The organism is Sphingomonas telluris (assembly GCF_022568775.1).
Lineage (GTDB): Bacteria > Pseudomonadota > Alphaproteobacteria > Sphingomonadales > Sphingomonadaceae > Sphingomicrobium > Sphingomicrobium telluris.
The window spans coordinates 2,051,889-2,077,191 of the sequence record NZ_JAKZHW010000001.1 but is presented as its reverse complement, the minus strand read 5'-3'; the positions used below and the strand labels follow the sequence as shown (position 1 = coordinate 2,077,191).

Here is a 25,303-nt window from a genome sequence, read left to right as displayed (position 1 = left end):
ATTGCCCAGTCGGGAGCAGCGATGCCGTCTGCCTAGCACCTAGTTCATTGCTCTACGCTGATGTGGGTTACATCGTGCTCGTCGGCTATAGCTCATGGCCCGTCGCTCGCGCTCTCAGGCGTTGGACACAAAATCGCCTCCCGGCCCGTGCCGTTCTGTGGCGAGATCGGCTTTCATCAGGCGGGACTTCAGCTCGCGGCGTATCTGCCCGGCACCCGCGACGCTCATGCACACCAGCCGCGTCCCGCCCATCGGCAATCTGCCGATGGCGGAAACGCCGATTTTCGCGCTTTCGCAGTGCAGAATGATATCCCGTTCGCTCATGTTGAGGAAAACTGCGCGGCTCATTAAGACGCTGCCCGTTTCGCGGCGGCGATGGCGTCGTGGGCATTCGTGTATCGATAGCCGCTCCATTCGAAAGTTCTGGTCTGAATGCATGAGATGCCGAGCGCAGCGAGTTCGTCGTTGATGCTGGCCTCGCTTGATCGCCGTGCGGGAGGCGGTCCGCCCTCGTTTTCCATTCGCGCGCGGCCTGATTCTTCGGAACCACTCATTTCTGTTCTCCTGCAGTGCAAACGCCCCCGAAGACCGGCCTGCCAGCGCTCCTAAAGCCGAACTTGATCGTTCTCATACTGTTCGTGCGCGCGGTCGATCGCATCCCGCTTGTCGAAACTCTTGTTCACCCGGTCCAAAAAGGCAGCCCGGACCGTCCAGCTTTCGGCGCTGCGCTCGAGGCGCCGGCGTTGGTTCGCCGTCACCACAGTCACCGCTTCCAGAAGGTCCGCGCTTGCTCTGTCGCGGCAACCCTGGACCGTGTTCTCCGGAAGTTTGAGTGTTCGCCTTCTGGCGGGGATGGATTTCACGTTGCGTGGCGGCGCCGAATCAGTGGCGGGAGGCAGGTCACTGGGGGTCACGATGAAGATACCTTTCGGCGATAATGGATGCGATCAATCATCTGAACGCGACGGCTAATGCCGAACCAATGATGACGAGCGTCAGCAAGGAGGCGACGATGGCAGTTCGAGCGCTTTCGCGGGCGGTGAGGTCGGTCATGAAAAAACTCCAAAACGGGGCTGAGCATCACGCTCGCCGCCGGGCACGCCTGCTTAGATTGTTGCGACGTTCGCAGCGTTTGGCTGCCCGCTCGCGTGGTGAAGGTCATATGACAGGCGCTGACCGACACGGGGCGGCGCAACTCGGTTCCAGGACCCTACCTGCGCGAAGCTCAGATCGGGGCCGTCTGTGTCCGGCGAGATCGAACCGTGGCCACTTGTCTCGTCAAATGACTTGACGGTGCCGAAATATTTCATGGATTTTGTCCTACTTGCCGAGAGGTTCTTGATCGAACTTCCGGGGCTGGGAGGCGCTAAAGATGGAAAAAGCGAAACAAACCCTCCGCTTACAACCGTCGATACCGACCGTAGCAAAATATATATACGCGGAGTGCAAAGATTTACCAGTAAGCATTCTTAAGAAATATTTAGCGCAACCACTTTTCAACTACCTACCGACAGCCTACGGAAGCCTAGCTATCAGTCGAATATTGAAAGTTTCCAGCGCTTCTCGGCGCTGCTTTTCCTTCTCGCACTCCTAGCCGCCTCGGGCCGAAACCCGGCTCAAAATAGAAGGAAAAGTGACATGCCCATTGGCACCGTAAAGTTCTTCAATGACTCCAAAGGCTACGGCTTCATCCAGCAGGATGGCGGCGGTAGCGACGCGTTCGTGCACGTCAGCGCGGTGGAACGCGCCGGAATGCGCAGCCTGCGCGAAAACCAGCGCCTCTCGTTCGATCTGGAGCAGGACAACCGCGGCAAGAGCAGCGCCGTGAACCTTCAGTCGGTCGAGACTGAGCCAGCGGCACAACCCATCGAAGGGGCCGAGTATTCCACACAATTGGCGCAAGCGGCTGATCAGGCCGAGCGGGCTCTCTAGCGCGATGTTCCGGCAGGGGCGTGACACGCTCCTGCCCCTTCAAAGGATGGCCCATGGCAATCACCCACAGAATCTTGGATGCGTTCCGAGCTAATCCGCGAACTCGGCATTCCGCGCAGCTCGTACGGGAGGATGGTTCAGAGGATCCCGTCACAGTCACCGAATGTACCGACCGCGGCTTCCGCCTCTTAGTTACTCTGAGGCCGAACCTGGGCGAACGAGTCCTGATCCGGCTGGATGGCGTCAGCGACCTGCCAGCCCGGATTCGGTGGGCCCATGGATCAGAAGCGGGTGGCTCGTTCTAATGTCTGCAACGTGTCGAAGGCTGCCACTCGTCGCCTAGCGGCAGGAATGGGTGGAAAGCTGACACGAAGCAGACGTTGATAGGGGCCGGAGCACTTCCTGGTCCGCGGCGTGTGCCCTGCGAACGACTCTTAAGAGGAACGGCTAGCAGCCCAACTGGTTCAGATTCCGAAGGGAATTTCAATATGCCGGATTATAAGCCCAAGGACGCGATTGCCTTGCTGAAGGCGGATCACCGCAGTGTCGAAGACCTGTTCGAGCAATTCGAAAAATCAAGCGGCGATGGGAAGAAGCAGAAACTGGCGCTGCAAATTTGTGCTGAGCTGACTGTGCACGCGAAGATCGAAGAAGAGATTTTCTATCCGGCATGTGAGGGAAAGGTCGAAGAGGACCTAATGCGTGAGGCCTACGTCGAGCATGACGGAGCTAAGGTCCTGATCGCCGAGATTGAAGGCGGTGAGCCGTCCGACGAGTACTACGACGCTAAGGTAAAAGTTTTGCAGGAGCAGATCGAACATCACGTAGAAGAGGAAGAACAGCGCTTGGAGGGCATGTTTGCCCAGGCTCGTAAAGCCGGTCTGGATATGGACGCGCTGGGGAGTGAGCTGGCTGCCCGAAAGGAGCAGTTGATGACAGAGATTCAGGCCACCGGCCTACCGAAACCGGAGCTCGCGACCCTCACCGAAACTACGATCTCATCCTAAAATTAGTTTGGAAACCAGCGGGGCGGCTTTCGGGTCGCCCTAGATTTCAAAGCTATGTGTCGATGCACCGACGACTGCCGGCGGGCTCATCAGCCTGCGGAGTAATCAATTGATGAATTACTTGAAACGGCTCCTGAGAAAATGGTCGAATGGCCTAAGTGGAAGAGGCTTACCCCGACGAGTGACCGCTCCGGACGGAAGCGCTCGCTGGCAGGATTCCACTGGTAAGAGCTTCGACACATACAAAGAGGCCTGTCACGCCTGAGCATCGGACGCCCTCCGAAACGAAAGGCACTGGCCCGGACCCGCGGCCGCGCATAGGTCTCATAAACACCTTAAACCGATATGATCTCGCTCTCTTGTTGCTGACGCTCGCCTTCGTGCCACTCTTCTACATCAGCAGCTGGCAAGGCGCGCTCGCTGTGGCTGCGATTTATTGTCTCACCGCAGATGCTGAAAGAGATCACTATTCTCCTTCGCAAATCACGAAATGAGACAACGGTTAATTACCGTTTACTAATCATTCTAATCGCGGTTATTTCAGACTTTCAGAAGAGCTGCGCGAGTTATATTTAGTCAAGGGCTTGTTTACCTGACCAATAGCGTCTATTTCTTCGCTGCTACCAGTCGCAATCGACGGTTTCGGGCGCTAAGCCGCACCTCTCTCCATCCTTGACGTCTCCTAGCGGCAGAGCGCCATTTCCGGCGCGTGCCAACAAAGGAACTCACCATGAAGTATTTTGGAACCGTCAGCTCGTTCGACACTGTTGAGGGCCACGGCGAGATCAAGCCGGAAACCGGTGGCGACATGCTCCGCTTTGAGCGCGGCGCCTTCTCCTCGGAAAAGAATACCGTCCCCACCGTCGGTCAGCGCCTCTCGTATGATGTTGGCACGAATAGCCAGCGCCAGCGCTGCGCGCTGAACCTGCAAACCATCTAACGAGGACTGGGGCGGAGGCGATCGTCGCCTCCGCTCTGCGTTCAATGCTGCGGCAGTTCGATCTGCTTACCAGCCGCGCCCCCACGAGGGGACCCAAGGAGAAATTCAATGCGACCGATCTACATGACTATGGCAGCCGTCGCCGGCCTTTCCGTGGCCGCGCCTGGCTCCGCACAGTGGGCACATGAACCGACTTACAGCAATACACCGGAAGCGCCTTACGCCGCGCAGTGGGGCCATAGCCGCACCTACAGCCGCGAGCTTCAGCTTCAGCTTGAAGCGGGCATCAGCCAGGGCACGATCTCAAAGCGCGAAAGCATCAGCCTTCGCGAGGAGCTGAGGCGACTGGTGCGCCTTGAGCGACGGCTCAGCCCGAACGGGATAAGCGGTGGCGAGCACGCTGAGCTGCTGCGGCGCAGCACTGCCCTCGACAATGACATCCGAGATGCGAGCCGGCCTCATAACGGTTTCCGCAATGAGACGGCAAATTGGGAAAGTGGGAGTGTCAACGGCCATTGGGCGCCAGATGCTCGGTTTGCCGGCTTGCATTCCGGCGATCGTTTCGACGGCGACGCGAGGATCGGCCAGCACATTGCCCCCAGCATGGTCAGTCTGCCCCCCGAGTACCGCACCCAGTATATCGACGACGCTCGGGTCTATTACGGTTACGACAACGGCCGGATCTATCAGATCGATCGGCAGTCGCAGATGATCCTAGCCCTCTTGGACCTACCGCCCTCAGCAAGATAATTTGTCGCGTGAGAGACGCCTGGCTTCGGCCGGGCGTCTTTTGGTTACGAGCGCCTAGGCCACCTTTGGCAAGCGGGATTCAAAGGTCGCTTTCGTCACCGAGACAGCCAAACCCTTGTTTGAGGAGGTTTCCGAGACCTGAGCCTTAAGCTGCTTAGCCAAGGCAGCGACGAGAGCCGTTCCCAGCCCCGTCACAGCGCTCGGCTCGTTTGCCTGCTGACGGCCTGAGCCATTGTCCGCGACCGTTAACTTCCAGTCTGACTTTGCGATCTCGAACGTCACTAAGATACTCGCTGATGAACGGGCGTGTGGAAAAGCGTATTTTACCGCGTTGATGATGAGTTCGGTGACGATCAGACCGATGCTCACCGCGTGACTGGTGGGAAGCACGCCCGGATCTGCACTGACGGCAATGGCAATGTGTTGCCGTGGATCCACCATCGATGAGGCGAGGCCGGAACTCAACTTCGTAAGATAGGGCCCCATCTCGATCTGCTCTATGCCGTCTGACGCCTGCAGGTGGCTCTGCACCGCAGCCACCGACATCACCCTCTGATGAGCCGCACGAAGCTCGTTCTTGGTTTCTTCGGATGTTACTGCCCCGGCTTTCAGCAGGAGGATGCTGGCAATAATCTGGAGGCTGTTGGCGATCCGATGTCGCATCTCGCGCAGAAGCGTTGTTTGCTGCTCAAGTAGTTCTTCGGCGTGCTCCAGCAATTGCTGCTTTTCTTGTTCGGCAACGCGACGCTCCGTTATGTCCTTGATGGCGACGAGCACCATCCGTCCCAATCCGCTTTCATCACGAATGGGCAGGGCGTTTAGATGGAGCGTGCGCTTGCCGAGCCCAGTAAAAACGCGCTCGAACTCGAACCCTTCAATGCTCGTCCGATCGTCCACAACTGCCGTTAGCAGTTGCCGCAGGCCAGGGATGTCCCATTGTCCTCCCGACAGCTCGAACATTGAGCGGCCGCGGGCGTGAGCGGGGTTTTCGCCGTAGACCTCATAAAAGCACCGGCTGCCGGCGAGCAGCAGCAACGAGTCGTCGAGGACGAGGAACGGCTCAGGCAAGGTATCGACGATAGCCAGCGCAAGCGCCTGCGCCTGGGCAAGATCGGAAAACTCTTTCATGGATTTGCTCCGTTCGGCGGGAGCGTCGCACTTCTCTCAGCCACCGCCGCGCCTGCGATTGTCCGGTGGTCCGGCCACCTTACACCGTTCCGCGACAAAGCTAACCTAAATAAAGTTGGCCTGTTCGCCGCTGCGGGGAGTTTAGCTATCACCATCGGCGCCACCGAGAACCGCTGCTGGCGTGCAATCGCACCCCTCGTCCTCGGCGGAGCGACGCATGCACGCCCTAATCATCGAGGACGAGGACCTGATCGCGATCGCGATCGAGGAGGTCCTTCGGGAGTGCGGGTTCACTTCCTTTCATTTCGCAGTGTCATTCGACGAGGCAGTCGCCGCGGCTCGAGAAAGGTGCCCCCAATTGATCACGGCAGACGTGGAGTTGAGGCCCGGTTCGGGGATCGACGCGGTCCAGACTATCTGCACGGACAATCCTATACCCGTCATCTTCATCACGGGGCGAGTGGACGCGGCGCGTTCGCGCATGCCTCAACACCCCGTCATGAGCAAACCTTTCCGCATCAGCGATGTTGAGTCCGCCGTGCGGCAGATCATGAGCCAGCAGTAGGAGCTCAGTCGGGATTGACCCCCAGGAGAGATCCACGCGAACGGCGACGCGAACGCAAGAGGTACGTGCCAGTCAGCCATCGGAGTGCACGTTGTCGGAGTTGCAAGAGAGGGGTGACGGAAGCGGCAGAGGCAATCCGCTAACCAATCTGAGGCAAATAACGACTTCTGAACCATGTCCAGCAAATCGGACTTAAGCACGATCGGGCTAACCCGAGCTTGGCGTGGGGGCCTGTTGTAAAAGGGCCTTGAGTGATGAGTACATTTGGTAAAAGCGAAGGTGGCGGCCGTCGCTTTGCCCCGCGTTCAGCGGCTCCGTTGGTCGGCTTGCTAACGACCATGCAAGGAACCCGCTCAGCGGTCATAGTTGATGTCTCTGCGACAGGGGCTCGCCTGCGCGGCAAGGACTTGCCCGGCAAATGGTCGGACTTCTTCATCAGCCTCGATGGCGTTGTGACGTTTGGCACCGTTCAGTGGGAAGATGGAGACGAACGAGGTGTTGAATTTGATGCGCGCCTAGATCCTGGCGACGAGAAAATTCTCCTGGACAAAATACGAGACGCAAGAGGCATCCCCGAGTTTAAGGCTGCGTTCGAGGACTGGACGTCGGGACTCGCGCATTGAGACAACAAGGCGGTCCCGCTCGCTCCGGATGGGTCGCCTTCTTCCTCACTTATCGCCGCGTCAACGAACGTTGGCGCACGTTAATTCACCAGTCATAACAAAGGCATAGTCTAAATCAGCTGCGCCACGCGTCGCTCGGCGCAGTGGCGGCCTGGATTTTGGTTACCCCCTCTGTCCAGGCCGCCTTTCGCGACTGCGACGGAGGAGCCATGGAACGACCCGGGACGCGATACAGGGCCTTGGCAACACGATGCCGGCAGTCGGCAGCCATCACGCCGGACCCGCGCGACAGGGCTGCACTGCTCCAAATGGCCACGGCCTATGATCGCCGAGCTGCGGAAATTGAAGAAGACTGGAAGTCGCGAAAGGTGTTCGTCGAGGGCGGTTTGGACACCTGATGCAATCTCCGCTTTGGGTCGAAACCTGCCGCTAGCGGAAGACGTCCTACGTCCTTCGCAGCCTCCACGCCCGCGGGCACCAAAGAGGCGTCGTTCTCCCGGGCAGAGAGTCAGGAGGCGTCGATCCTAAACCGGAATGGCAAAAATGGGTCGAAACCTGCCATCACGCTACCGCCAGGAATGGGTGGAAAGCCGACAATATCGGAAGGTCGCGAGCGGCCACTTCATCTGGATGGAGTCGTGGCGAAAGCTCCCCGAGCGGCCGCATCGATAACATCAGCGACGATCTCGTGCTGCGTCAGGAAGACGGCATGGCTGGCTTTCACTTTCGTGACTCGCGCGCCAATCCGCTTGGCCATAGCGTCTAGCATGCGCTGATCAAAAGCCTTGTCGTCAGTTGCAATGACTGCCCAGCTCGGGCGCGATCGCCAGGCAGCGGTTGTCAGCTTCTCCCCAAAGGCGCTCATTCGGATGGGTACCTGCGAATCACGAAGAAAGGCTGCGTCGGCATTGTTGGCGTCGCCGGCAAAGCCCGCTTTGAAACCATCCGGCTTAATGTAACCAAAGCCGTCTGCGGCAGTCTCGATGACGAACTCGGGCGGATTGGTATAGCCGTCGTATTGCTGAGCAGTCGTTTCGCCGGCATCCGGCGACAGTGCCGCCACGTAGACCAAGCCCGCGACGAGATGATGTTCACCGGCCTCAGTGATCACCGTACCGCCCCAGCTGTGGCCGACAAGAATGGCGGGACCGTCCTGCCGATCGAGCGCGCGCCGGGTGGCCGCAACGTCATCGGCCAGTGAGGTAAGCGGGTTCTGGACCACCGTGACCCGGTAACCTCGCTCGGTCAGATCGTTGTACACGCCGCGCCAGCCGGAGCCGTCGGCGAAGGCACCGTGAACGAGGACGACATTACGGACGGCGGCCGCCTTGCTGGCGGGCTCCGTCGCGCCACGGGCAACCGCAGGACCGGCCGAGACGGCAGATGCAGCGGCGAGAAGACCGGCGGCTATATTGGTAAGAGTCCTGCGCATTGTTGGCTCTCCTGGGGAGTTCTCGATCACACCGTCGGCACGGTGCCGCCGTCGATCACAAATTCGGCGCCGTGGACTGCGGTGGCACGATTCGAGGCGAGGTAGGCTATGAGGTCCGCAACCTCGGATGGCTCGGCTCCGCGTCCGATCGAGATTCCGCCCAAGCCGTCCAGAACCGCTTGTCGCGCCTCTTCGATCGTGCCGCCGTTTGCCGCCTGTAGCCGCTTCAGAAACTCACCGATCGATTCTGTCATGATCCAGCCCGGCGACACGGAATTTACCCGGACGCCCTTTGGGCCCAGTTCTTTAGAGATCGATTTGCTGTAGGTCCGGAGCGCAGCCTTGGCGCTGGCGTATGCAGTTGTGGCCTCGTGCAGAGGCAGCACAGACTGGATCGACGTGACGTGGATGACCGCGCCCGTGCCCCGTTCGACCATCTGTGGGATCAAGAGACGATCGAGACGAACCGCGGCCAAGAGGTTGAGGTTCAATTCGGAGAGCCAGTGTTCGTCAGTCAACGCAACGAAGCCGCCGCCAGGCGTCGTTGAGCCGCCGACCACATGAGCGAGGATGTCGACGCCGCCCATCCGGTCCATTGCAGCATCAGCGAGGGCCTTTCCGCCCTCGGCCGTAGTCAGATCAGCCTGGACAAACTCGACGCCCTCGATCGGCTCCAGCGTCCGGCGCGCAGCAGTGATAACCTGAGCGCCTCCGGCTAGGAAGCGATCGACTGTCGCGCGGCCCAGACCCTTGCTGCCACCGCTTACTAGGACGCGCTTGCCTGCGAACTCGTTCGGATAAGCCTCGGCGCTCATAGCGAGATCTCCAAAGCCTTGATGGAGTCGTGGACGAGCGTGAACCGGTAGGTGAAGCGGAGCGGACTTCCCTTGAAGTCTCCGTGGGCGGGACCTTCAACCACGACTTGCCCATTCTCATTTCGGAGGGTGTCCGGCGAGAAGATCGCCTTTACGGGCAGCACGGACTCCTCGAACAAACGTCGCAGCCCAGATTGGCCCTCGAAGCGATGCCCATTGTCGATGATGACCGCATCGGCCTCGAAGGGACTCAGCATCGCCTCAAGATCCAGCTTTGCGTTCGCGTCGACGAATTGGGCGATGGGCTTTGGCAGTTCAACGGACATTTCGAATGCTCCTCGAAGATGAGGACATCCATTTAGCGATAGACAGCGTCTCGATAATCTGGACAAATCGTGATGCGGTATTGCGAGAAGCAGAATTATGTCGCGCCCAGCGGTGATTGAACTAGAGGCCGTGCTGGAGATTATCAGGCGCAGATCATTTCGTGCCGCCGCGCTCCAGCTGGGCATGTCCACGACGGCATTGAGCAACGCGATCGCCAAGCTCGAGCGGCAGCTAGGCGTCCGCCTGTTCAATCGAACTACCCGCAGCGTTTCTCCAACCGAAGCCGGGCGAGCTTTCGCCGAGCAGGTCGGTCCTGCCATCGAAGCCATTCAAGCGGCGATGACCACGGCTCGCGCGCAGCAAGAGACGCCCTCAGGCACGTTGCGAATCAATGCCTTCGCAACAGCGGCACGTGAGATCATGGCGCCACTGATCCTCCAGTGCCTGAAACGGTACCCCCAAATTCACATCGACTTGGTCACCGAGGGCCGGCTTGTCGATGTCGTCGCGGCCGGGTTCGATTTGGGCGTACGTAGCGTGGACCTGGTACCCAGCGATACGATCGCGATCTCGCTCGGTCGTCCGCGGCCCATCGCTGTCGTGGGATCGCCTGACTATTTTAAGACCAATGGCGTGCCGAAGGTCCCGCAGGATCTCCTTTCACACTCCTGCATTCGAGTCCGCATGCCCAATGGCGCTTTGTATCGTTGGCCATTTGAAAGGGGCGGCGAGACCGTACAGGTCGACGTGCAGGGTCAGATCACGCTTGATGAAGCCACACTGTCGCGGATGGCCGTTTTGAATAATGTCGGCATCGGCTACTTCATGGAGGCCGACGTGCGAGAGGACATCGCAGATGGCCGACTAGTTCGAGTGCTTGAAGATTGGGCGCCGTCGCTTGCCCCTCTTTGCCTTTACTATCCTAACAGACGACATTCTTCCGCAGCGTTCCAAGCCTTCATCGCATTGGCACGCGAGTACGCGGCGCAGGATCGAAGCAGCCGTAATTCGATTGCCTGACGCGCCTCAGACCTGGGCCAAGCAGTGACGAGCCGAATGTCCGCAATGGGGGTCGAAGGCTGCCATCGTAACGTAGCGGCAGGGAGAATTGGAACAACCCGCCCGTCGGAACAGTGCCGGCGACCAGCAGTTCACAAGCGCATCACCGGCCACTTTCTTGGGGCGCCGGCGGCTGAGAGACAACCGTGCTCCCGCCTCGTCGCAGGAGCGCAGAATGAAGCTTCATCGTCGCATGCGGTGGACGACCATCGCCTTGGAGAAACTTCGGCGATTGGCTTGGAGCGGAATGCCAGTCCGAGAGATCGCGAAGCAACTGCGAGTGAGCGAGACGGAAGTCCAAACTAAAGCCATGTTGGAAGGCATAAGGCTCGGTCGACGGGTGAAGCGATCAGGGATGCCGTCCATACCTTTCGACCAAGCGTGCGACTTACCTCTCTCATAGATTTCCGACCTTGAACGCCCTCCATCGCTAGCGGCAGGAATGGGTCGAAAGCTGCCATTAGCGCGAGTGGCAGGAATGGGTCGAAAGCTGCCACTCGGGCCTAGGGCTGGGTTTCCACGATCTGCGTGTCCGATATGACCAGCCCATTCGCCTGTGCGGCTTGAACAAGCGCGACGATTGAGCCGACGTCGCTAGGCCCAGGCCGGTTGGGCCATTGCAGGCGGACAGCCTGGGTGCCGTCCGACTTCGACCACCGCTTCTCGACTGTCCATTTCTCTGGCCTGCCTTTGGCAGCAGCGAGAAACGCGCTGATGGAAGAAGAGGAGCCGCTGAGAGTTAGGCCGGTCGTCGGGTCATCTGAAGCTGACGCCGTTTTCGTCGTGCAGCCGAGCGTCAGCATTACCAACAGCGCCGCACCCATAGTCGCCCTGAAGTTCATGCCGGAGTTCTGCCGCTCCACGCTAATGTCCGCAATGGGTCGAAAGCTGCCACTAAGCCGCTAGCGGCAGCTTTGGGTGGAAATCTGCCACTAGCGCCAGCCCGAGCAGAGTGAATCTAGCTCACCTCGATTTGGGCTTCCGCATATCGGATGATGCTCTGATTCTGAACGCTCACGATCAGGTCGTTTGCACGAGTAAGAAGTCGCCGAAGAGGTCGCCGACTTCCCCGCGTTCGATGCCAATGCCCGGCAGGTGCCCGACGGCAGCGCCGATGTCGTCGTCACTTTCCGCAATGTCCACAACTGGCGGATGGGCTACCGCCGTGACGACAAGAAGGATTACAGCGCAGAAGCCTTCCGGCAGGCCTACGCCATGCTGAAGCCCGGCGGAGTACTCGGCGTCGTTGACCATCGCTTGCCGGAAAGCGCTACCGCCGAGCTCGAGCGCACCAGCGGCTACATCAAGGTTTCAACGGTGATGGCGCTGGCCGAGGCCGCGGGGTTCCGGCTTGCCGCGACATCCGAGGTCAACGCCAATCCGCGTGACACAACCGATTGCCGCCTTCCCTAGCCCTCAAGGACAAGGATCGGGACCGCTATCTCGCAATTGGCGAAAGCGACCGCATGACCCTGAAGTTCGTCAAACCGCGGTAAGTTTTGCAGGGCATGCCTGCATGAGGCCCAAGGGGCGTTCGAAGTACCTCTGGCAATGTCAGCTTGGGGTCCTAGGACCCCTTTGGGCGACCCAGCTCCGCTTGTGCCGCAAGCCAATCATATTGCTTTGCGACGTCGAACAAGTGGGACTTCGTGGCCTCGTCGTCGAGGCGGACGGCCAACTCCCGAGACCTTTCAGCCATGTCCCTGAAATACTTCGGCAGAGGCAGGTTCACGACATTCTCCCGGCGTGCGAGCAGAGCGCTTGGCAGAGGATTTGGATCCCCGCCGAACCATCATCCTGACGAAGCTGAGTTAGTGCCCAATTGCTAACATTTGTTGGTGCACGCAGACACCATAGCCGTGCTATGCACTTGAGATAGCTTAGCTTTGGGGGGGGCGGAATTGACTGAGTATCGGCGTGGCTTGCCGGGCGTCCGGAAGAACGGTCTCTGGCACTGGCGCGAACAATGTCCGTCGTTCCCGCATGCGCTCACAGCGGCACGACCGAAAAGCCGTCCGATGACGAACTTTGTTCGAGATGCGCGGCCCTCGCCGCCGGCAACCGACATTGAGGACGAACCATCGACAGCCATGGAATCCGGAAGCTGTCGAGGAGCTTAAGCGCCTCGCGAATGAGGGCCTGACAGCTCGTGAGATCGCGAAGACGATTGGCCGCAGCGAAGATGCAACTCGCCTACGGTTGCGACTTGAAGGGCTGGCTTTGCCACGTGCGTCGAGATGGGGAGATGCCCGCTAGAATCGCGCACGGGCCGCGTGGTCCGAGCAACCATCCGACACGTATGGAGAGTGGCTCCCCCAATGGGCGAGCTACGGAAGACGCTTACTTACAAGTGCTGCCGTTGCTGATGCAGTGCTGGTTTCGTTGAGGGCCGGGGAAATCGTGCCACCCAGGAAGATCGCCGCCAGCGCCGAAGTCATCTTCGAGCTAGGTTTGGCGCTCTGCTAACAAATGTAATTGCGAATTGGATTATAGTCCGTTTTTACAACCGGCGGGTCACGTGCCGAGCTATCCCGCAGCGCCTGACCCATTTCCCCGTCGGGGCTCGTGCTTGGGGGCGCGGGCCCTGACCATCCGAGATGGAAGCTAGCACAGTGCGTCGGGGTGGAGTTGTGCTCACCGGGCTGAGTTTCGGGAACTGATAAGCTCGATTTGCAACATAATGTTGGCGATCAGCATCCGGCTGAGTTCGGCCGTCTTTTTTAGAGCGTGCGCATCGGCGTCGGACTCCGCGCGATTTGCGCAACGATCAAGATCCGCTGCCTTCGAGTGGAGATTTTCGACAAGAGTCACCAACTGAGTGGCGGGATCGCAAGCTTCTTGATTGTTGGAGACGAGCTTTAGCTTGGGCGCGTCGGACTGATGCCGGTCGGGTCTAGCTATGAACTCCGAACCCCGGGACCACATTATGGCTTCGGCGACGTGCCCGGTAATCATTTCGATGGCTTCAATCTCTTCGTGCGTCGGCATGCCCACCGTTCGATGGAGGATGGCGAACGTCCCGACGATAGCGCCGTTCGGATTTCGGATCGGCGTCGACCAGCACGATCTGTAGCCGTGCTGAAGCGCGACCTCGCCAAAGTCTGCCCATATTGGGTCCGTCTCAATGTCCACCGAATAGACGGGGCGACCGAGGTAAGCCGCTGCTGCGCAAGACCCATGGGATAGACCAATCTCAAAGCTGTCACCGGGGCGGCAATAGGACGCAGGAAGGGTCGGAGCTGCACCAACCGACAAGCGCTTCCCATCAGGACTCAGCAGGAGAATGCATGTAGACACGTCATCCCCACCCATCTGCTCGACGGTCCTGAGATGCCTATTGAGGACGTCCTCCAGGCTATCCCCACGCTCGAACTCCGCAGGAATTTCCCTGCCGCGCTCCTGCAATGATTCACGAAGTGCCGCGGCGAAAGGCATGGGCCTCTCCTAAGAAGGGCAACAAATCATAGTCCCAAGGCGCGTTAAAGGGACATGGGCATAATCAGGTACCCCCGGGGCGACTAAATCCGGACTCACCCTAGCGGACCGATCGTTACCAATTTCGCGGCGGCTCCCGCTAATAGCAGCTTCGGGTGGAGGCTGATTCTAGCGAGTTGGTCGGTGGGGCAGGTCGAGCGAATAGAAGAGGCCCGCGATGCGCGTTCGCGTCCGCTCGATCTCAACGTAGTCACCGCTCTCCCGGCAGACTTGCCTGATGCTCTCATGAATGTCGTGAAGGACCTGCTCCATCTCTTCTAACAGTGACTCGACCTCGGGCAGGCGGCTATGCCTGAGGTGGCCTAGTTGCAGTTGAAGAGCGACCAAGAGTTGGGATGTCGTGTCGTGAAGCTCACGCGCGATGCGGCGCCGCTCGTCCGACCGGACCGAGTTGCCCGTCGAGGCTTCTTGCCTTGGCGGATCGCCGATTTCGTTCGAGAACATAATGCCCTCCCTACGCAACCAGCACTTTGTCTACGCAGTATATCACGAATGCGCGTACACGATCTACGTGAACCATCCGAGGCAGCGAAGTGGCCAGGATGACTCACAATGCGTGAGCACGGCGGGCGGGGCCAATGGCAGGAATGGGTCGGAAACTGCCACTAGGGATGTAGCGGCCGGTTTGGGTGGGAAGCTGCCATTCGCCCGCGCTCGCCTTTACGATTGAGATACCACAACGTGCCACGATGCAGTTGCGTGGGGCCTTAGGTTCTGGAGGAACCGATAGCGTACTATCGACTCTATCTCATGCACCCCTTCGATGGGCGCATTGACCGCTTTATTCAATTCCAGGTCGAGAACGACGAAGCAGCAATCAGCTTTGCCCGGGATTGGGCGGGGCCGCTGACCATGGACCTCTGCCACGGCGTGCGATGTGTGAAGCATTGGGCGCCTGTTCCACCCGCGCCATCCCGATGAGGATGCTCATAAGAGCCTAAGTCCGCTTGGCCTCGAGGCCGGCTTGTCCCTCATCCCAGCGCTTGAGCAGCGTTTGGTCGCGCCAAAGCTCTCGTCTGAAGCCGCGAGACATGCGGTCGGCCCTCCCTATGGCCTGCGCGTCACCGTGCGCTTCAATCTCTCGAACGCCACTGAAGTGGCCCTCGCCGTCGCTGAAATACAGTCGATAAAAGGACACCCCACACCTCCGTCCGTATCGCTAACCGTCTGATGGACCGCGAGGAATCAGGATCGACCCGCAAAAACCCATGTGCTGGACCGGAGGGACCAGTTCGATTGATCGAGAGCATTTCTCGTCGAGCTCCGTGGGAATGGTCGTCCAGCGCGGCCTAGAGGCCTTGCGCCTGCAGCACGTTCGGGTCTCTGGCTAGCCCGTGAAGATACAGGTGGCGCCTTGCCGATCGGAGCGGCAGCTTCTTCAGGCGCTCGCGCTGTTCGCTAGTGAGGCGAAACTGCCGATAGCCAAGCCGGAGAAGGCACGCGTCCATCGTCTTTTGCAGCATGGCCCTCACATCCTGGATATTGTCCTCGACGGCGAACGACCGGGAAACTCGGAGGGCAGCGTTTCCGGGATTGGACACGCTGCTGACGATACCCGTCGGAGATGCCATGCCCGCGGCGGCCGCCGGATAAGCCATCCAGGCCGATGCATAGACGTTGTCGAGCGCTCTCGACGCCTTGACCAGCTCCCTGACCTCGGGAGTGCCGGCGATCTCGGTCGACGCGGCCTCCTTCTCGCAGGCAGCGGCGTCGGAACGATACTCAGCGTAGGTTACGCCGGACCTGCCCCAGCTCGTTTCGATGTCTCGGATGCTAGCCGCCTCGCTGGCCGTGGCCTCAAAAAATGCCGCTGCTGAAAGAAGGCAAATGCTCAGTCGCACGGTGTCCTCCCTGTGCCGTCTAGTAGACTCCAATACCGTCGGACGAAGCACGAGTAGCATCGGTTTTTGACCGTATGGCACCCTAAGGGGAGCTAATGTCGGCGAGAGTCGAGCCAGACATCTTCAGGCTTGGACGATGCTGTTGCGTATCGCCCAGCGCACGACGTCCGGAGTTGTGCGCATCTTGAGCTTGCGCATGGCGGTGCTTCGATGGGTCTCCACGGTTTTGATAGCGACCCCGAGGCGGAGAGCGATCTCTTTGTTGATCAATCCTTCGCTCATAAGCTGCACGACCTCACGCTCGCGAGGAGTGAGGCCTCCGGCAATCTGCTTTGGCTGGCTTTCCAGACACTGATCGAGCACCGCGTCAGACACGGCTGGGGAGAAATAGGGCCGACGGACAGCAAGCGCATCCAAGGCTGCAAGTATGTGATGATCAGGGTCCGTCTTCACGACGAAGCCTCTCACCCCCGCTCTCAGCGCATCCGATATGATGTCCCCGCGGTCATGCATGGTGTACATGAGAATTTCAGTTCCGGGGCAGTCACGTCTTATTGCTGCGGACAGGTCGCGCCCGTTCAGTTCGGGAAGCGAGTAATCCAGGACGGCGATCTGCGGTTCAAGCTCGCGGACAAGCTCGAGCGCTTTGCGTCCATCCTGCGCCATTCCAACGATCTCAAAGCGGCCGGAACTCTCAATGAGTGCGCGCAAACCAGCCAGGATCGAATGATGATCGTCTGCCAGCACGATCGGAACGGCTGGCCTCGTCCCGCGGACCGAAGCCGACTTCATCGGCTTTCGCCGTGTGGGAGGTGGCGAATGGCGGAAAGGATTAGGAGGGCTACGACTGCGCCCATGTATGCCGCGGCGAGATTGTCAAAGACGCCGCTGTTCGCCAGCAGGAGCTCGAGCGCGAGCGCTCCGAAAAGCCCCGCCATCACGTCCAGCAGGATGTTTTCCGAGGTGGAGGATCCCATCACCAGACTGCCGATCCAGCGATCAATGCTCCTAAGAGGGCCCCCCAGACTAAACCCACGACGAGATGCTCCCAACCGATTGGAGAAGGAGGAAACGACCCACACCGGGCCTAAAGGGGCCTAATGTGGGTCGTTTTTGTCGCGGACTTAAAAGGGGAATCCAAATCCGCGACGTCAAGGCACCGGTCCTGCCTAAGAGGGGGCAGGCAAGACGCAGGGTCCGCATGCTATCTTGCATCACTGGCGCGGGTTCTAAATCGTTGAAAACACCTAGCAACGCTCGTCGTGATTACCGACCTCGATAAAGGTGCCGGCGAATGCCGGTCGAGAGTGGCTGGCTGCATCGGCGTTGTTTTCGCAAGTTCGAATGCAGCAGCGGTCGGGTCAGCTTTCCCCTGACGAGGGGCCGCCCTTCCTCAGATCGGGGACAACTGCCGCACCTCTTCTCGCCGCAGCTTTGGGTAAAGCGTGTCCTCTTAGTGGAAACGGTCCGCATCGCATCGGGGGGACGGATGCGGACCATTCCTGCTCGCGGAGCGGTCGAGTCTTCCGACCTTGGCAGGTCATAGCTCGCGAGGTTCAAGGACCCAGACGACGCGTGGCTGGGGAGGGTGGTAAACGCGACTCCTTTGGGTCCTCCGCTCTGGTGCGCATCTCCGAGCGCGGGTTCGTAATCGCTGAAAGCACCTACAAAGGCGGAAGGGCGAATACCGTCAGGCTCTCATGGAGCACCGTCGGGGGAATATCCGATTTGCGGTCCATTGGGATTTGATAAGGCGTCCGGCTCATCCTGTTGAATTGACTGGCCGTGAGGTTGCCGTGCGGGACGACAGCTCTGCAGACGGGATTTACACCTTCGTTAAATCATTCGAAGCGCTAGTCGCAAACCTCGAAGAATTGATAGAGATTCAAAAGTCAGAGGGTGCAACTGCAGAAGCGATTGCCCGCTCGGAGAATGCGCTGGCTTTAGCTTCTCATGGTGCGGCTCTCGCACGACAAGTGATCCAATCGCCGCGCTAGACCGCTCATTTGTTATAGGACTCGGCTACCCAATCCATGTTAAGTTGCGTAATAGATAGGCGACTGCGGCCTGTGTGGAGGCGCGAGTGTCGACAGGGATACAACGAGGCCCGCTTCATTCCGAGCTGACGGGGGAAATTGCGGACCTTTTGACCCGTATCCAAAATGAACTTCAGTGGCTTCACCGGACCAACACCCCAGCACTTGCCGGCACCTTCGATGAGCTACAGCAGTTAGTCATCGATATTCGGGCTTCGATGCCAGGGTCCTAACCATCGAATGACCGCAATGGGTCGAAGGCTGCCACTCGTCGCCTAGCGGCAGGAATGGGTCGAAAGTAGACATTAGCGAGCCTCATTCTTACCGGCCGCCACCCCATAGTTGGCACGCTCTTTATTTTAGGAAAGAATGGGATTGAGGGGGCTGCCATGAGACTTGCCTTACTGCCATTCGTTCTGGTTATTTCCGCACCGGTCGAAGCGAGCACTGCCCCTGCTGAGGCGCCAGCTTGCCCAGCTCCCGAGCTCATCACTCAGCAGGACGTTGAGCGCTACATCGTCGAAAGCGAGGACGCGTGGGCCGAGTCCGTCGCGACGAACGATGCCTCAGTCGTGAAGCGAATACTTGCCGACGATTTCATCTGGGTGCTGGATGGAAAAGTGGTGGACAAGAAGACCGCCGTGAAGTGGGCCGCCGCCGGCCCTGGCGAGTTTCTCAGCAATAAGCCAGACTACGTCCATGTCCGTTTCTTTGGGGACACGGCAGTAGCCCAAGGCAGCGAGACCTGGACAAAGAAGGGCGGAAAGCTTGGCAAGTTCGTTTGGACTGATACCTGGGTAAAGCGGGCAGACTGCTGGCAGATCGTGAACGCTCAGGACACAGTGGTGCCTCTTCCCGCGAAATAGAGCAGCGAGGGCGGCACACCATTAATGGCAGCTTTGGGTCGAAAGCTGCCATTAAAACCCGAATTCGGGAGCCGGGGTAAGTTCTGAGGGAACAAGCGTTCGCTAGTGTTCGCTTCCCTAGGAAGTCGGGCAGCCTCCGTCTCCGCCATTATCCTGTGATTGGCGTCCGTTCTCCTCCTAATGGCGCTTGCTTGGCTTGCGGACCTAGCGGCAGCCCTCGACCTACTCCTGCCATTAGCGAGTGACGCCTTACGTGAGCCGTTACTGCGGGTGATGACCCGTTATACCTCCGGGTTCCGCCTAATTGATCGGGGGCGGCAACAGCAGTTGTTGAGGCCTATCGCGCGGACGTGCGGAGTTCCCAGGGGCAAGGAGGAATTCGAATGCACCGCTTGCAACTCGTCGACCTGCGCAGAGGACTAGTTTCCGCTGCCGCAATAGTCCTGGCAATCGGGCCGGTCCTCTCCTCATGCTCCAAACCGACGGAGCAAAATACGCCCCAGACCAATGCGAGCGGACAGGCGGCTACGGGCCAGGCGCCAGCTGAACCAACTGCGCCTGCCAGCGACCAAAGCACGCAAAATGCGAAAGCCTTGCTCAAGGCGATGTCCGACTACCTGGCATCGCAGAAGAACATTTCGCTGAGCTACGATTCCGTGTTCGAGGTTGTCACGGATCAGAAGCAGAAGCTGCAGGTCGCGACGTCTGGAACCGTTGACCTGAGCCGTCCGGACAAGCTCCGCACTACCCGCAAGTCCGGCTTCTCTGACACCGAGACCGTCTTCGACGGGAAGACATTGTCCATCTACGGGAAGGGCAAGAATGCCTATGTCCAGGCAGAGGTGCCTGGCACGGTCGACAATTTGATCGACCAGTTGCGCGACAAGTTCCATCGGCAGCTACCCGGTGCCGATCTGCTGGGTTCCAATGTCTACGAGGCGCTCATGACGGACGTCACGGACGTAAAGGATCTCGGCAGCGGCGTGATCGACGGCAAGGAGTGCGATCACCTCGCGTTCCGCGCGAAGGACACCGACTGGCAAATCTGGATCGCGCAGGGCGCAGCGCCCTACCCGTGCCGCTACGTTATCACGAGCAAGACGGTCGATCAGGCTCCAGAGTTTTCGATGACCATCCGCGACTGGAAGGCTGGGGGTGGAGCGGGTGACTTCAGCTTCAAGCCCCCGGCGGGTGCCACCAAGCTGGATGCAAAGGATCTCGAGACTCTGAAGGAAACGAGCGATCTGCCCGAGAATTACAGAATAGGAGCAGCGGAATGAGCACGCCGAGGAAACTGAGGATCGTGCTTCTGGCGGCAATCGTCGCGATCATTGGCTCGGAGGCAGCAAATGACGTTACCGGGAGTGAGGTCTTCAGCCTGATCTCCTCCCCCGCTGAAGCCAGGGTCGGGCGTCCCCTGACACCGGTCAGCGTGGCCGGCGTGGCACGCCGCACGGCGCGGCGTTGCGCGGCCGGCGTTTACTACTGCTGACCTTGAGCCCGGGGGACGGTGCCCCGATAGCGGAAGGGCAATGTACGGCTTCAGCAGCCTAACGGGTGTCGGCCGTGCGGCAGTCGTCCTGGTAACGCCTGCCCCGGCGCTATCGCAGAAGCCTGCGGAGGATATCGTGCTCCGCAATCCCTCGAATAGCGTGCATGTGCGCATCCATCCGTGCGGCAAAACCCGGTGCGGCACGGTCGTGTGGGCGAATGACAAAGCCAAAGCGGATTCGGCACGTGGAGGCACCCGCAATCTCGTCGGCACCGAGCTGTTCCGAAAGTTCCGGGAGGTGAGCCCAAAGGTGTGGAAGGGGAAGGTCTTCGTCCCCGATCTCAACAAGGTTTTCACGGTCACGGATGAGAATACCGTCGTCGCCCGCGGCTGTCTGTTTGCCGGCGTTGGCTGCAAGTCGCAGATTTGGACGCGAGTGCGCTAGTCGAGAACGGCAGCGTTCGAGCCATTCCTGCGGCTGTCACCGGTGTTCCGCCCTCTCGGTAGAACCCCTGATACCTTGCCGTGCTGGAGGCAAGCTAACGCGACGGCATGCCGGAGCCGAGCTTCGATGTATCGCCGAGCGTCGGCAATCATTTCGCTTGGATGCGGACTCTCATTGCCCTCCAGCGCACATTGATGGCGGCCGTCCGGACAGCGGTGTCGCTCATCGGCTTCGGCTTCACGGTCGCACAATTCTTTCAGAAGATGGCAGTCAAGGGGCCCAGCCAATTCGATATGGTCAACCCGGCCATGCCCCGAAACGTCGGCCTGATCCTGATCGGCACCGGAGTGATCTCGCTGCTGATCTTCACGATCCAGTATCATCAGGCCGTCCGCTATCTCAGAAGCGAACCATTCGCCCCGATCGCCGGGACCGGCGGCAGCTATATGCATCAGCCGACTTATCTCGTCGCTTACGCGGTCATGTTCATCGGCGTGATTTCATTCGGCTCCGTCTTCCTGCGGTTCTGACCGGACCGTGATACTGATCGACCTGCTTCCCGCCTGGCTGATCGGCATTCTCACGCTGCTCGTTCTCGCTGGCGCGACTTTCGTCGGAGAACGGCTCAAGGCTCGATACCCCGCGCCTTCGGATGAGGATACGGCCACTCAGGAAGGCTACATCATCTCAGGCGTCGTGGGCCTGCTGGCGCTGCTACTCGGCTTCACCTTCTCGCTCGCCGTCGACCGGTTCGAGACCCGCCGCGTTCTCGTGGTCGAAGAGGCGAACGCTATTCACACTGCCTACCTGAGGGCGCAGACCTTCGGGGAGCCCCATAGAGCAACCCTCGATGGACTATTGCTCCGTTATCTCGACGTGCGAATCCGGCTGGGCGGGGTGACGCGGCACGAAGACGTACCGCAACTTCTGGCCGAGACTCACCGCCTCCAACGCCAGCTGTGGGACGCGACGCTTGCCGCCATCGCCAACCAGCGCGACGACATCAGCTCCGCGGCGATGGATTCGATGAACCAGGTCATCGAAACGGCCTCGACGCGGCGATCGGCTCGCGAGGCCCACGTCCCGCGCCGCGTGTTCGTCGTCGTGTTCTTCTACATGGTCGGAACTGCAATCTCGTTGGGCTACGTGATGGGACCGCGCCGACGCCGAGCGATTGGCGTCCTCCTGGTGCTTACCGTCATCTCCTATGCGGTGATCTTCGACATCGACGATGCGGGCGGAGGGATACGCGAAAGCCAAAGCCCCATGCTCGAATTGAAGGCGGACCTGAGCGCGACGAACAGCTGAACTCGGGCGCAGCGAGCTGCATTATCTACTCCGCAAAAGCCCTGATGGAGGAAGCGTCGCTGGACGCTCAATGGATGCCCTCCTGCCCTGAGGGAGCGACTCATGTCCAAGGGTAAACCCAACATCCTCGTGATCTTCGGTGACGATATCGGCCTATGGAACGTGGGCGCCTACACCCACGGGATGATGGGCGAGACGCCCAACATCGACCGCATCGCCAAGGAAGGCGTGATCTTCACCGATCATTATGGCGAGCCGAGCTGCACCGCCGGCCGCGCATCCTTCATCATGGGCCAGCTGCCCGTGCGCACCGGGATGACGACGGTTGGCGTTCCCGGGTCCAAGCTAGGGATACAAAAGGAAGACCCGACCCTTGCCGAAGTCCTCAAGTCGGCCGGCTATGCTACCGGCCAGTTCGGCAAGAACCATCTTGGTGACCGCAACGAATTCTTCCCCACCGTCCACGGTTTCGATGAGTGGTTCGGGAACCTCTACCACCTGAATGCGGAGGAGGAGCCGGAAGAGCTCGATTATCCGGGACAGAAAGATCCAGCCTACACGAAGACCTACGGCCCTCGCGGCGTCTTCCACGCCTGGGCGACGGAGAAAGATGATCCGACGGAGGATCCTGTGTTCGGCCGTGTCGGCAAGCAGAAGTTCGAGAACACCGGAATGCTCACGCGCAAGCGAATGGAGACCTTCGACAAGGAGGTTCTCGACAAGACGATCGACTGGCTGAACCGCAACAAGGACAAGCCGTTCTTCTGCTGGTTCAACACGACCGCGATCCACATCTGGTCGCACCCCCAGGAAAAATACGTGAAGCAGGCGGTGGCGGAAGGACGTGCCGAGGAGGATGTCGTCCGCGCCAAGATGCTCGAGCACGACGAATATGTGGGCGTCCTTCTGAAGTGGCTCGATGACAACAAGCTCACGGACGATACGATCGTCATTTACACGACGGACAATGGTTACGAGCTGCTCTTCTGGCCGGACGGCGGCTATGCCCCGTTCAGAGGCGAGAAGGGTACGACCTGGGAAGGCGGCGTCCGCGTTCCTTGCCTTGCACGTTGGCCAGGCCATATCCCGGCAGGCAGCCACTCGAACGCCTTACAGAATCACCAGGATCTGTACGTCACCCTTGCAGCGGCGGCCGGGCTCGGCACCGTGAAGGAAGACCTGGCCAAGGGCACCAAGCTCAACGGCATGAGCTACAAGGTCCACCTCGACGGCTACAACCAGCTCGATCACTGGCTCGGCAAAACCAGGGAGTCAGCGCGCAAGGCCTATTTCTATTACGACGAGAACGAGCTCACCGCGGTTCGCGTCGGCAACTGGAAGATGCACATCGGCGTCAAAAAGGAAGGCAGCTGGTGGAACGAGCGGAGCTATCCGAGCGTGCCCTACCTCTTCAACCTGCGCATGGATCCGATGGAGAAGATGGATCCGGAGAGCCACGAATGGGGCTACATCGGACGCATGTTCTTCGCGAAGAAGATGTGGGCCCCGCAAGCCGCGAAGCCATATCTCGCCGAGCATCTGAAAAGCCTGCAGGCATTCCCACCGCGTCAGGCCGCGGACACGCTCAGCCTGCACAAGGCGCTGGAGAGCGTCATGGCGAAACTCGAAAACCCGGGCGCGAGCAGCAACTAAGGCCGGCGGGCTAGCCGTAGGGTAAACCCTGATTTACGGCCGGCTCGCCGATTGGTGATCTCCAAGCGTGGCGACGACGGCACCAGTGGATGCGTTGAAGCAGGCCAATGGCATGGTCCGGCTCGAAGGCGGGACCTTCCACATGGGCTCGGACAATCATTATCCGGAAGAAGTGCCGCGCCATCCCGTACGCGTGCACGGTTTCTGGATCGATCCGGCCCCGGTGACCAACCGCGAGTTCGCGGAGTTCGTCGAAGCGACCGGCCACGTCACCGCTGCGGAGATCGCGCCAGACCCGAAGGACTATCCGGGCGCCCTTCCCGAGATGTGCCAGCCGGGGTCGCTGCTCTTCACGCCGACCGAGGGTCCCGTCGACCTGCGTGTCTGGTCGCAATGGTGGCGGTTCGAGTTCGGCGTGACCTGGCGCAATCCGCAGGGACCCGGAAGCGACTGGCAGGATATGGCCGACCACCCCGTCGTCCACGTCGCGTTCGCCGATGCCCACGCCTACGCGAAGTGGGCGGGCAAGAGCCTGCCCACCGAAGCCGAGTGGGAATATGCGGCATGGGGCGGTGCGGACGGCACTGAATTTGCCTGGGGCACCGAACTGGAGCCGGGCGGCGAACATCATGCCAACGTCTGGCAGGGCCAGTTCCCCTGGGATAACACGTGCGCGGACGGCTTTGCGCGGACTTCTCCCATCGGGTCCTACCCGCCTAACGGCTTCGGCCTGTCTGACATGATCGGAAACGTGTGGGAGTGGACCGACGACTGGTTCCGCGCGCGCCATCCCGATGTCGCGGACAAGCCCTGCTGCGTGCCAGAGAACCCGCGCGGCGGGCCGAAGTCCGACAGTCACGACCGCTGCGGGGGCCCACCCATTCCGCGAAAGGTGGTGAAGGGCGGATCGCACTTGTGCGCGCCCAGCTATTGCCGGCGCTACCGCCCTGCCGCCCGCCATCCGCAGCCAATCGACACGTCGACCAGCCACATCGGATTCCGCTGCGTGAAGCGCGACGCCTAGCGCGGCGGTGCGGTAGTCGGCGGGAACTTCGCCAGCGTAGCGTCGACTGCCGTATCGATCAGCGCCTGATCGACTTTTCCGGGCGTCACTTCCTGTGTCGCGACGCCGTGCCAGATCGGCCGCTTCGTCGTCGTGTCGTAGAAGTCGATGGCGAGCGAACCTTCCGTCACGTTACGGACGTCGACGTCGCGATAGGCCGGCGCCCAGCCGCCCCAGCGATATCCCCAGCCCCAGCCCGGATAATAGGGTCCATAGGGTCCAAAGTCGGTGACCTGCACCTTGTCGCGACGACCGAGAGTGAAGGCCACGGCGAAATCACCCGGGTTTGCCTGAGTGTAGCCGCGCGCCGCGAGCGAACGATCGATCGACGCGTGCACGCGCTCGTACGTCAATGGATTCATGCCTTCCGGCGGGGCCGTGTAGATCCAGCTGTAGGTTCGATACTTCGCGAAGTTCACCGAAGGATCGAAGTCGCTCGAGATGTCGGGGCCGGTCGTGCAGGCAGTGAGCATCAGCGCAGAAGCTAGGACAAGGCACCGCATATTCGTTCTCCCAACGGATGACT

The 25,303-nt window shown here is 60.0% G+C and carries 30 protein-coding genes and 2 pseudogenes; 17 read left to right on the top strand and 15 right to left on the bottom strand.

Annotated elements, in window-relative coordinates; genetic code table 11:
* Positions 1-114 precede the first annotated feature (114 nt).
* Both LZ016_RS10550 and LZ016_RS10545 read right to left on the bottom strand, forming a co-directional pair.
* Complete coding sequence (locus LZ016_RS10550) at positions 115-348, bottom strand: hypothetical protein (RefSeq protein WP_241447332.1); 234 nt, start codon at positions 346-348, stop codon at positions 115-117.
* 257 nt (positions 349-605) lie between these two features.
* Positions 606-914 (bottom strand): hypothetical protein, encoded by a 309-nt coding sequence (locus tag LZ016_RS10545; protein WP_241447331.1) that lies wholly within the window; start codon positions 912-914, stop codon positions 606-608.
* Between the two features lie 724 nt (positions 915-1,638).
* Here LZ016_RS10545 and LZ016_RS10540 point away from each other — a divergent pair.
* The 4 genes and pseudogenes from LZ016_RS10540 to LZ016_RS10525 all read left to right on the top strand — a co-directional run.
* A pseudogene (locus LZ016_RS10540) lies at positions 1,639-1,839 on the top strand (cold-shock protein); the annotation flags it as partial.
* A gap of 581 nt (positions 1,840-2,420) precedes the next feature.
* On the top strand, positions 2,421-2,939 hold the full coding sequence (locus LZ016_RS10535) for a hemerythrin domain-containing protein (protein ID WP_241447330.1): 519 nt from the start codon (positions 2,421-2,423) through the stop codon (positions 2,937-2,939).
* A gap of 730 nt (positions 2,940-3,669) precedes the next feature.
* Positions 3,670-3,879, top strand: coding sequence for a hypothetical protein (locus LZ016_RS10530; RefSeq protein WP_241447329.1), 210 nt, complete (start codon positions 3,670-3,672; stop codon positions 3,877-3,879).
* A gap of 108 nt (positions 3,880-3,987) precedes the next feature.
* Complete coding sequence (locus LZ016_RS10525) at positions 3,988-4,629, top strand: hypothetical protein (protein ID WP_241447328.1); 642 nt, start codon at positions 3,988-3,990, stop codon at positions 4,627-4,629.
* Between the two features lie 54 nt (positions 4,630-4,683).
* On the opposite strand, the gene LZ016_RS10520 is transcribed toward LZ016_RS10525, so the two are convergent.
* Entirely contained in the window at positions 4,684-5,757 is a 1,074-nt protein-coding gene (locus tag LZ016_RS10520) for a sensor histidine kinase (protein WP_241447327.1), read from the bottom strand.
* Between the two features lie 217 nt (positions 5,758-5,974).
* On the opposite strand from LZ016_RS10520, the gene LZ016_RS10515 reads away from it, so the two are divergent.
* Positions 5,975-6,322 (top strand): response regulator, encoded by a 348-nt coding sequence (locus LZ016_RS10515; RefSeq protein ID WP_241447326.1) that lies wholly within the window; start codon positions 5,975-5,977, stop codon positions 6,320-6,322.
* Positions 6,323-6,576: 254 nt separating this feature from the next.
* Positions 6,577-6,945, top strand: a complete 369-nt coding sequence (locus LZ016_RS10510) for a PilZ domain-containing protein (RefSeq protein WP_241447511.1) — start codon at positions 6,577-6,579, stop codon at positions 6,943-6,945.
* Positions 6,946-7,567: 622 nt separating this feature from the next.
* On the opposite strand, the gene LZ016_RS10505 is transcribed toward LZ016_RS10510, so the two are convergent.
* The 3 genes from LZ016_RS10505 to LZ016_RS10495 are packed head-to-tail and all read right to left on the bottom strand — an operon-like array spanning position 7,568 to position 9,518.
* Positions 7,568-8,377 carry an alpha/beta fold hydrolase gene (locus LZ016_RS10505; protein WP_241447325.1) on the bottom strand — a complete coding sequence of 270 codons (810 nt, stop codon included), beginning with the start codon at positions 8,375-8,377 and terminating at the stop codon, positions 7,568-7,570.
* Positions 8,378-8,403: 26 nt separating this feature from the next.
* Positions 8,404-9,192: an SDR family oxidoreductase gene (locus tag LZ016_RS10500; RefSeq protein WP_241447324.1), complete on the bottom strand. Its 789-nt coding sequence runs from the start codon at positions 9,190-9,192 to the stop codon at positions 8,404-8,406.
* On the bottom strand, positions 9,189-9,518 hold the full coding sequence (locus LZ016_RS10495; RefSeq protein ID WP_241447323.1) for a nuclear transport factor 2 family protein: 330 nt from the start codon (positions 9,516-9,518) through the stop codon (positions 9,189-9,191). Before LZ016_RS10495 ends, LZ016_RS10500 begins: the two co-directional genes overlap by 4 nt.
* A 97-nt stretch (positions 9,519-9,615) precedes the next feature.
* Between LZ016_RS10495 and LZ016_RS10490 the strand changes: the two genes are divergently transcribed.
* Entirely contained in the window at positions 9,616-10,539 is a 924-nt protein-coding gene (locus LZ016_RS10490) for a LysR family transcriptional regulator (protein ID WP_241447322.1), read from the top strand.
* A 542-nt stretch (positions 10,540-11,081) separates the two neighbouring features.
* Here LZ016_RS10490 and LZ016_RS10485 read toward each other — a convergent pair.
* Entirely contained in the window at positions 11,082-11,441 is a 360-nt protein-coding gene (locus tag LZ016_RS10485) for a hypothetical protein (protein WP_241447321.1), read from the bottom strand.
* Between the two features lie 208 nt (positions 11,442-11,649).
* Between LZ016_RS10485 and LZ016_RS10480 the strand changes: the two are divergent.
* A pseudogene (locus tag LZ016_RS10480) lies at positions 11,650-12,074 on the top strand (class I SAM-dependent methyltransferase); the annotation flags it as partial.
* 71 nt (positions 12,075-12,145) lie between these two features.
* Here LZ016_RS10480 and LZ016_RS10475 read toward each other — a convergent pair.
* The 7 genes from LZ016_RS10475 to LZ016_RS10445 all read right to left on the bottom strand — a co-directional run bounded on the left by LZ016_RS10475 (position 12,146) and on the right by LZ016_RS10445 (position 16,891).
* The gene (locus LZ016_RS10475) at positions 12,146-12,310 is read right to left on the bottom strand and encodes a hypothetical protein (RefSeq protein ID WP_241447320.1); all 165 of its coding nucleotides are present in this window, start codon (positions 12,308-12,310) and stop codon (positions 12,146-12,148) included.
* A 902-nt stretch (positions 12,311-13,212) separates the two neighbouring features.
* Positions 13,213-14,013 carry a GAF domain-containing protein gene (locus LZ016_RS10470; protein WP_241447319.1) on the bottom strand — a complete coding sequence of 267 codons (801 nt, stop codon included), beginning with the start codon at positions 14,011-14,013 and terminating at the stop codon, positions 13,213-13,215.
* 168 nt (positions 14,014-14,181) lie between these two features.
* Positions 14,182-14,517 carry a histidine kinase gene (locus LZ016_RS10465; RefSeq protein ID WP_241447318.1) on the bottom strand — a complete coding sequence of 112 codons (336 nt, stop codon included), beginning with the start codon at positions 14,515-14,517 and terminating at the stop codon, positions 14,182-14,184.
* A gap of 493 nt (positions 14,518-15,010) precedes the next feature.
* Positions 15,011-15,211: a hypothetical protein gene (locus LZ016_RS10460; RefSeq protein ID WP_241447317.1), complete on the bottom strand. Its 201-nt coding sequence runs from the start codon at positions 15,209-15,211 to the stop codon at positions 15,011-15,013.
* Positions 15,212-15,362: 151 nt separating this feature from the next.
* Positions 15,363-15,914, bottom strand: a complete 552-nt coding sequence (locus LZ016_RS10455; RefSeq protein WP_241447316.1) for a hypothetical protein — start codon at positions 15,912-15,914, stop codon at positions 15,363-15,365.
* Between the two features lie 123 nt (positions 15,915-16,037).
* Positions 16,038-16,706: a response regulator gene (locus LZ016_RS10450; protein ID WP_241447315.1), complete on the bottom strand. Its 669-nt coding sequence runs from the start codon at positions 16,704-16,706 to the stop codon at positions 16,038-16,040.
* Entirely contained in the window at positions 16,703-16,891 is a 189-nt protein-coding gene (locus LZ016_RS10445; RefSeq protein WP_241447314.1) for a hypothetical protein, read from the bottom strand. Before LZ016_RS10445 ends, LZ016_RS10450 begins: the two co-directional genes overlap by 4 nt.
* An 819-nt stretch (positions 16,892-17,710) precedes the next feature.
* Between LZ016_RS10445 and LZ016_RS10440 the strand changes: the two genes are divergently transcribed.
* From LZ016_RS10440 to LZ016_RS10400, 9 genes are all read left to right on the top strand, one after another.
* Positions 17,711-17,911, top strand: coding sequence for a hypothetical protein (locus LZ016_RS10440; protein WP_241447313.1), 201 nt, complete (start codon positions 17,711-17,713; stop codon positions 17,909-17,911).
* A 428-nt stretch (positions 17,912-18,339) separates the two neighbouring features.
* Positions 18,340-18,816, top strand: a complete 477-nt coding sequence (locus LZ016_RS10435) for a nuclear transport factor 2 family protein (RefSeq protein ID WP_241447312.1) — start codon at positions 18,340-18,342, stop codon at positions 18,814-18,816.
* 383 nt (positions 18,817-19,199) lie between these two features.
* Positions 19,200-20,096, top strand: a complete 897-nt coding sequence (locus LZ016_RS10430; protein ID WP_277622539.1) for a DUF2092 domain-containing protein — start codon at positions 19,200-19,202, stop codon at positions 20,094-20,096.
* Complete coding sequence (locus tag LZ016_RS10425) at positions 20,093-20,308, top strand: hypothetical protein (RefSeq protein ID WP_241447310.1); 216 nt, start codon at positions 20,093-20,095, stop codon at positions 20,306-20,308. The genes LZ016_RS10430 and LZ016_RS10425 overlap by 4 nt, the downstream gene beginning before the upstream one ends.
* A gap of 40 nt (positions 20,309-20,348) precedes the next feature.
* Entirely contained in the window at positions 20,349-20,753 is a 405-nt protein-coding gene (locus LZ016_RS10420; RefSeq protein WP_241447309.1) for a DUF2147 domain-containing protein, read from the top strand.
* A 107-nt stretch (positions 20,754-20,860) separates the two neighbouring features.
* Positions 20,861-21,283, top strand: coding sequence for a YidH family protein (locus LZ016_RS10415; RefSeq protein ID WP_241447308.1), 423 nt, complete (start codon positions 20,861-20,863; stop codon positions 21,281-21,283).
* Between the two features lie 7 nt (positions 21,284-21,290).
* Entirely contained in the window at positions 21,291-22,061 is a 771-nt protein-coding gene (locus LZ016_RS10410) for a bestrophin-like domain (RefSeq protein ID WP_241447307.1), read from the top strand.
* A gap of 102 nt (positions 22,062-22,163) precedes the next feature.
* Complete coding sequence (locus LZ016_RS10405) at positions 22,164-23,714, top strand: arylsulfatase (protein ID WP_241447306.1); 1,551 nt, start codon at positions 22,164-22,166, stop codon at positions 23,712-23,714.
* A gap of 67 nt (positions 23,715-23,781) precedes the next feature.
* Positions 23,782-24,738 carry a formylglycine-generating enzyme family protein gene (locus LZ016_RS10400; protein WP_494546176.1) on the top strand — a complete coding sequence of 319 codons (957 nt, stop codon included), beginning with the start codon at positions 23,782-23,784 and terminating at the stop codon, positions 24,736-24,738.
* Here the strand turns inward: LZ016_RS10400 and LZ016_RS10395 are convergent.
* Positions 24,735-25,280: a DUF4136 domain-containing protein gene (locus LZ016_RS10395; protein WP_241447305.1), complete on the bottom strand. Its 546-nt coding sequence runs from the start codon at positions 25,278-25,280 to the stop codon at positions 24,735-24,737. The genes LZ016_RS10400 and LZ016_RS10395 overlap by 4 nt on opposite strands.
* Positions 25,281-25,303: the final 23 nt, after the last annotated feature.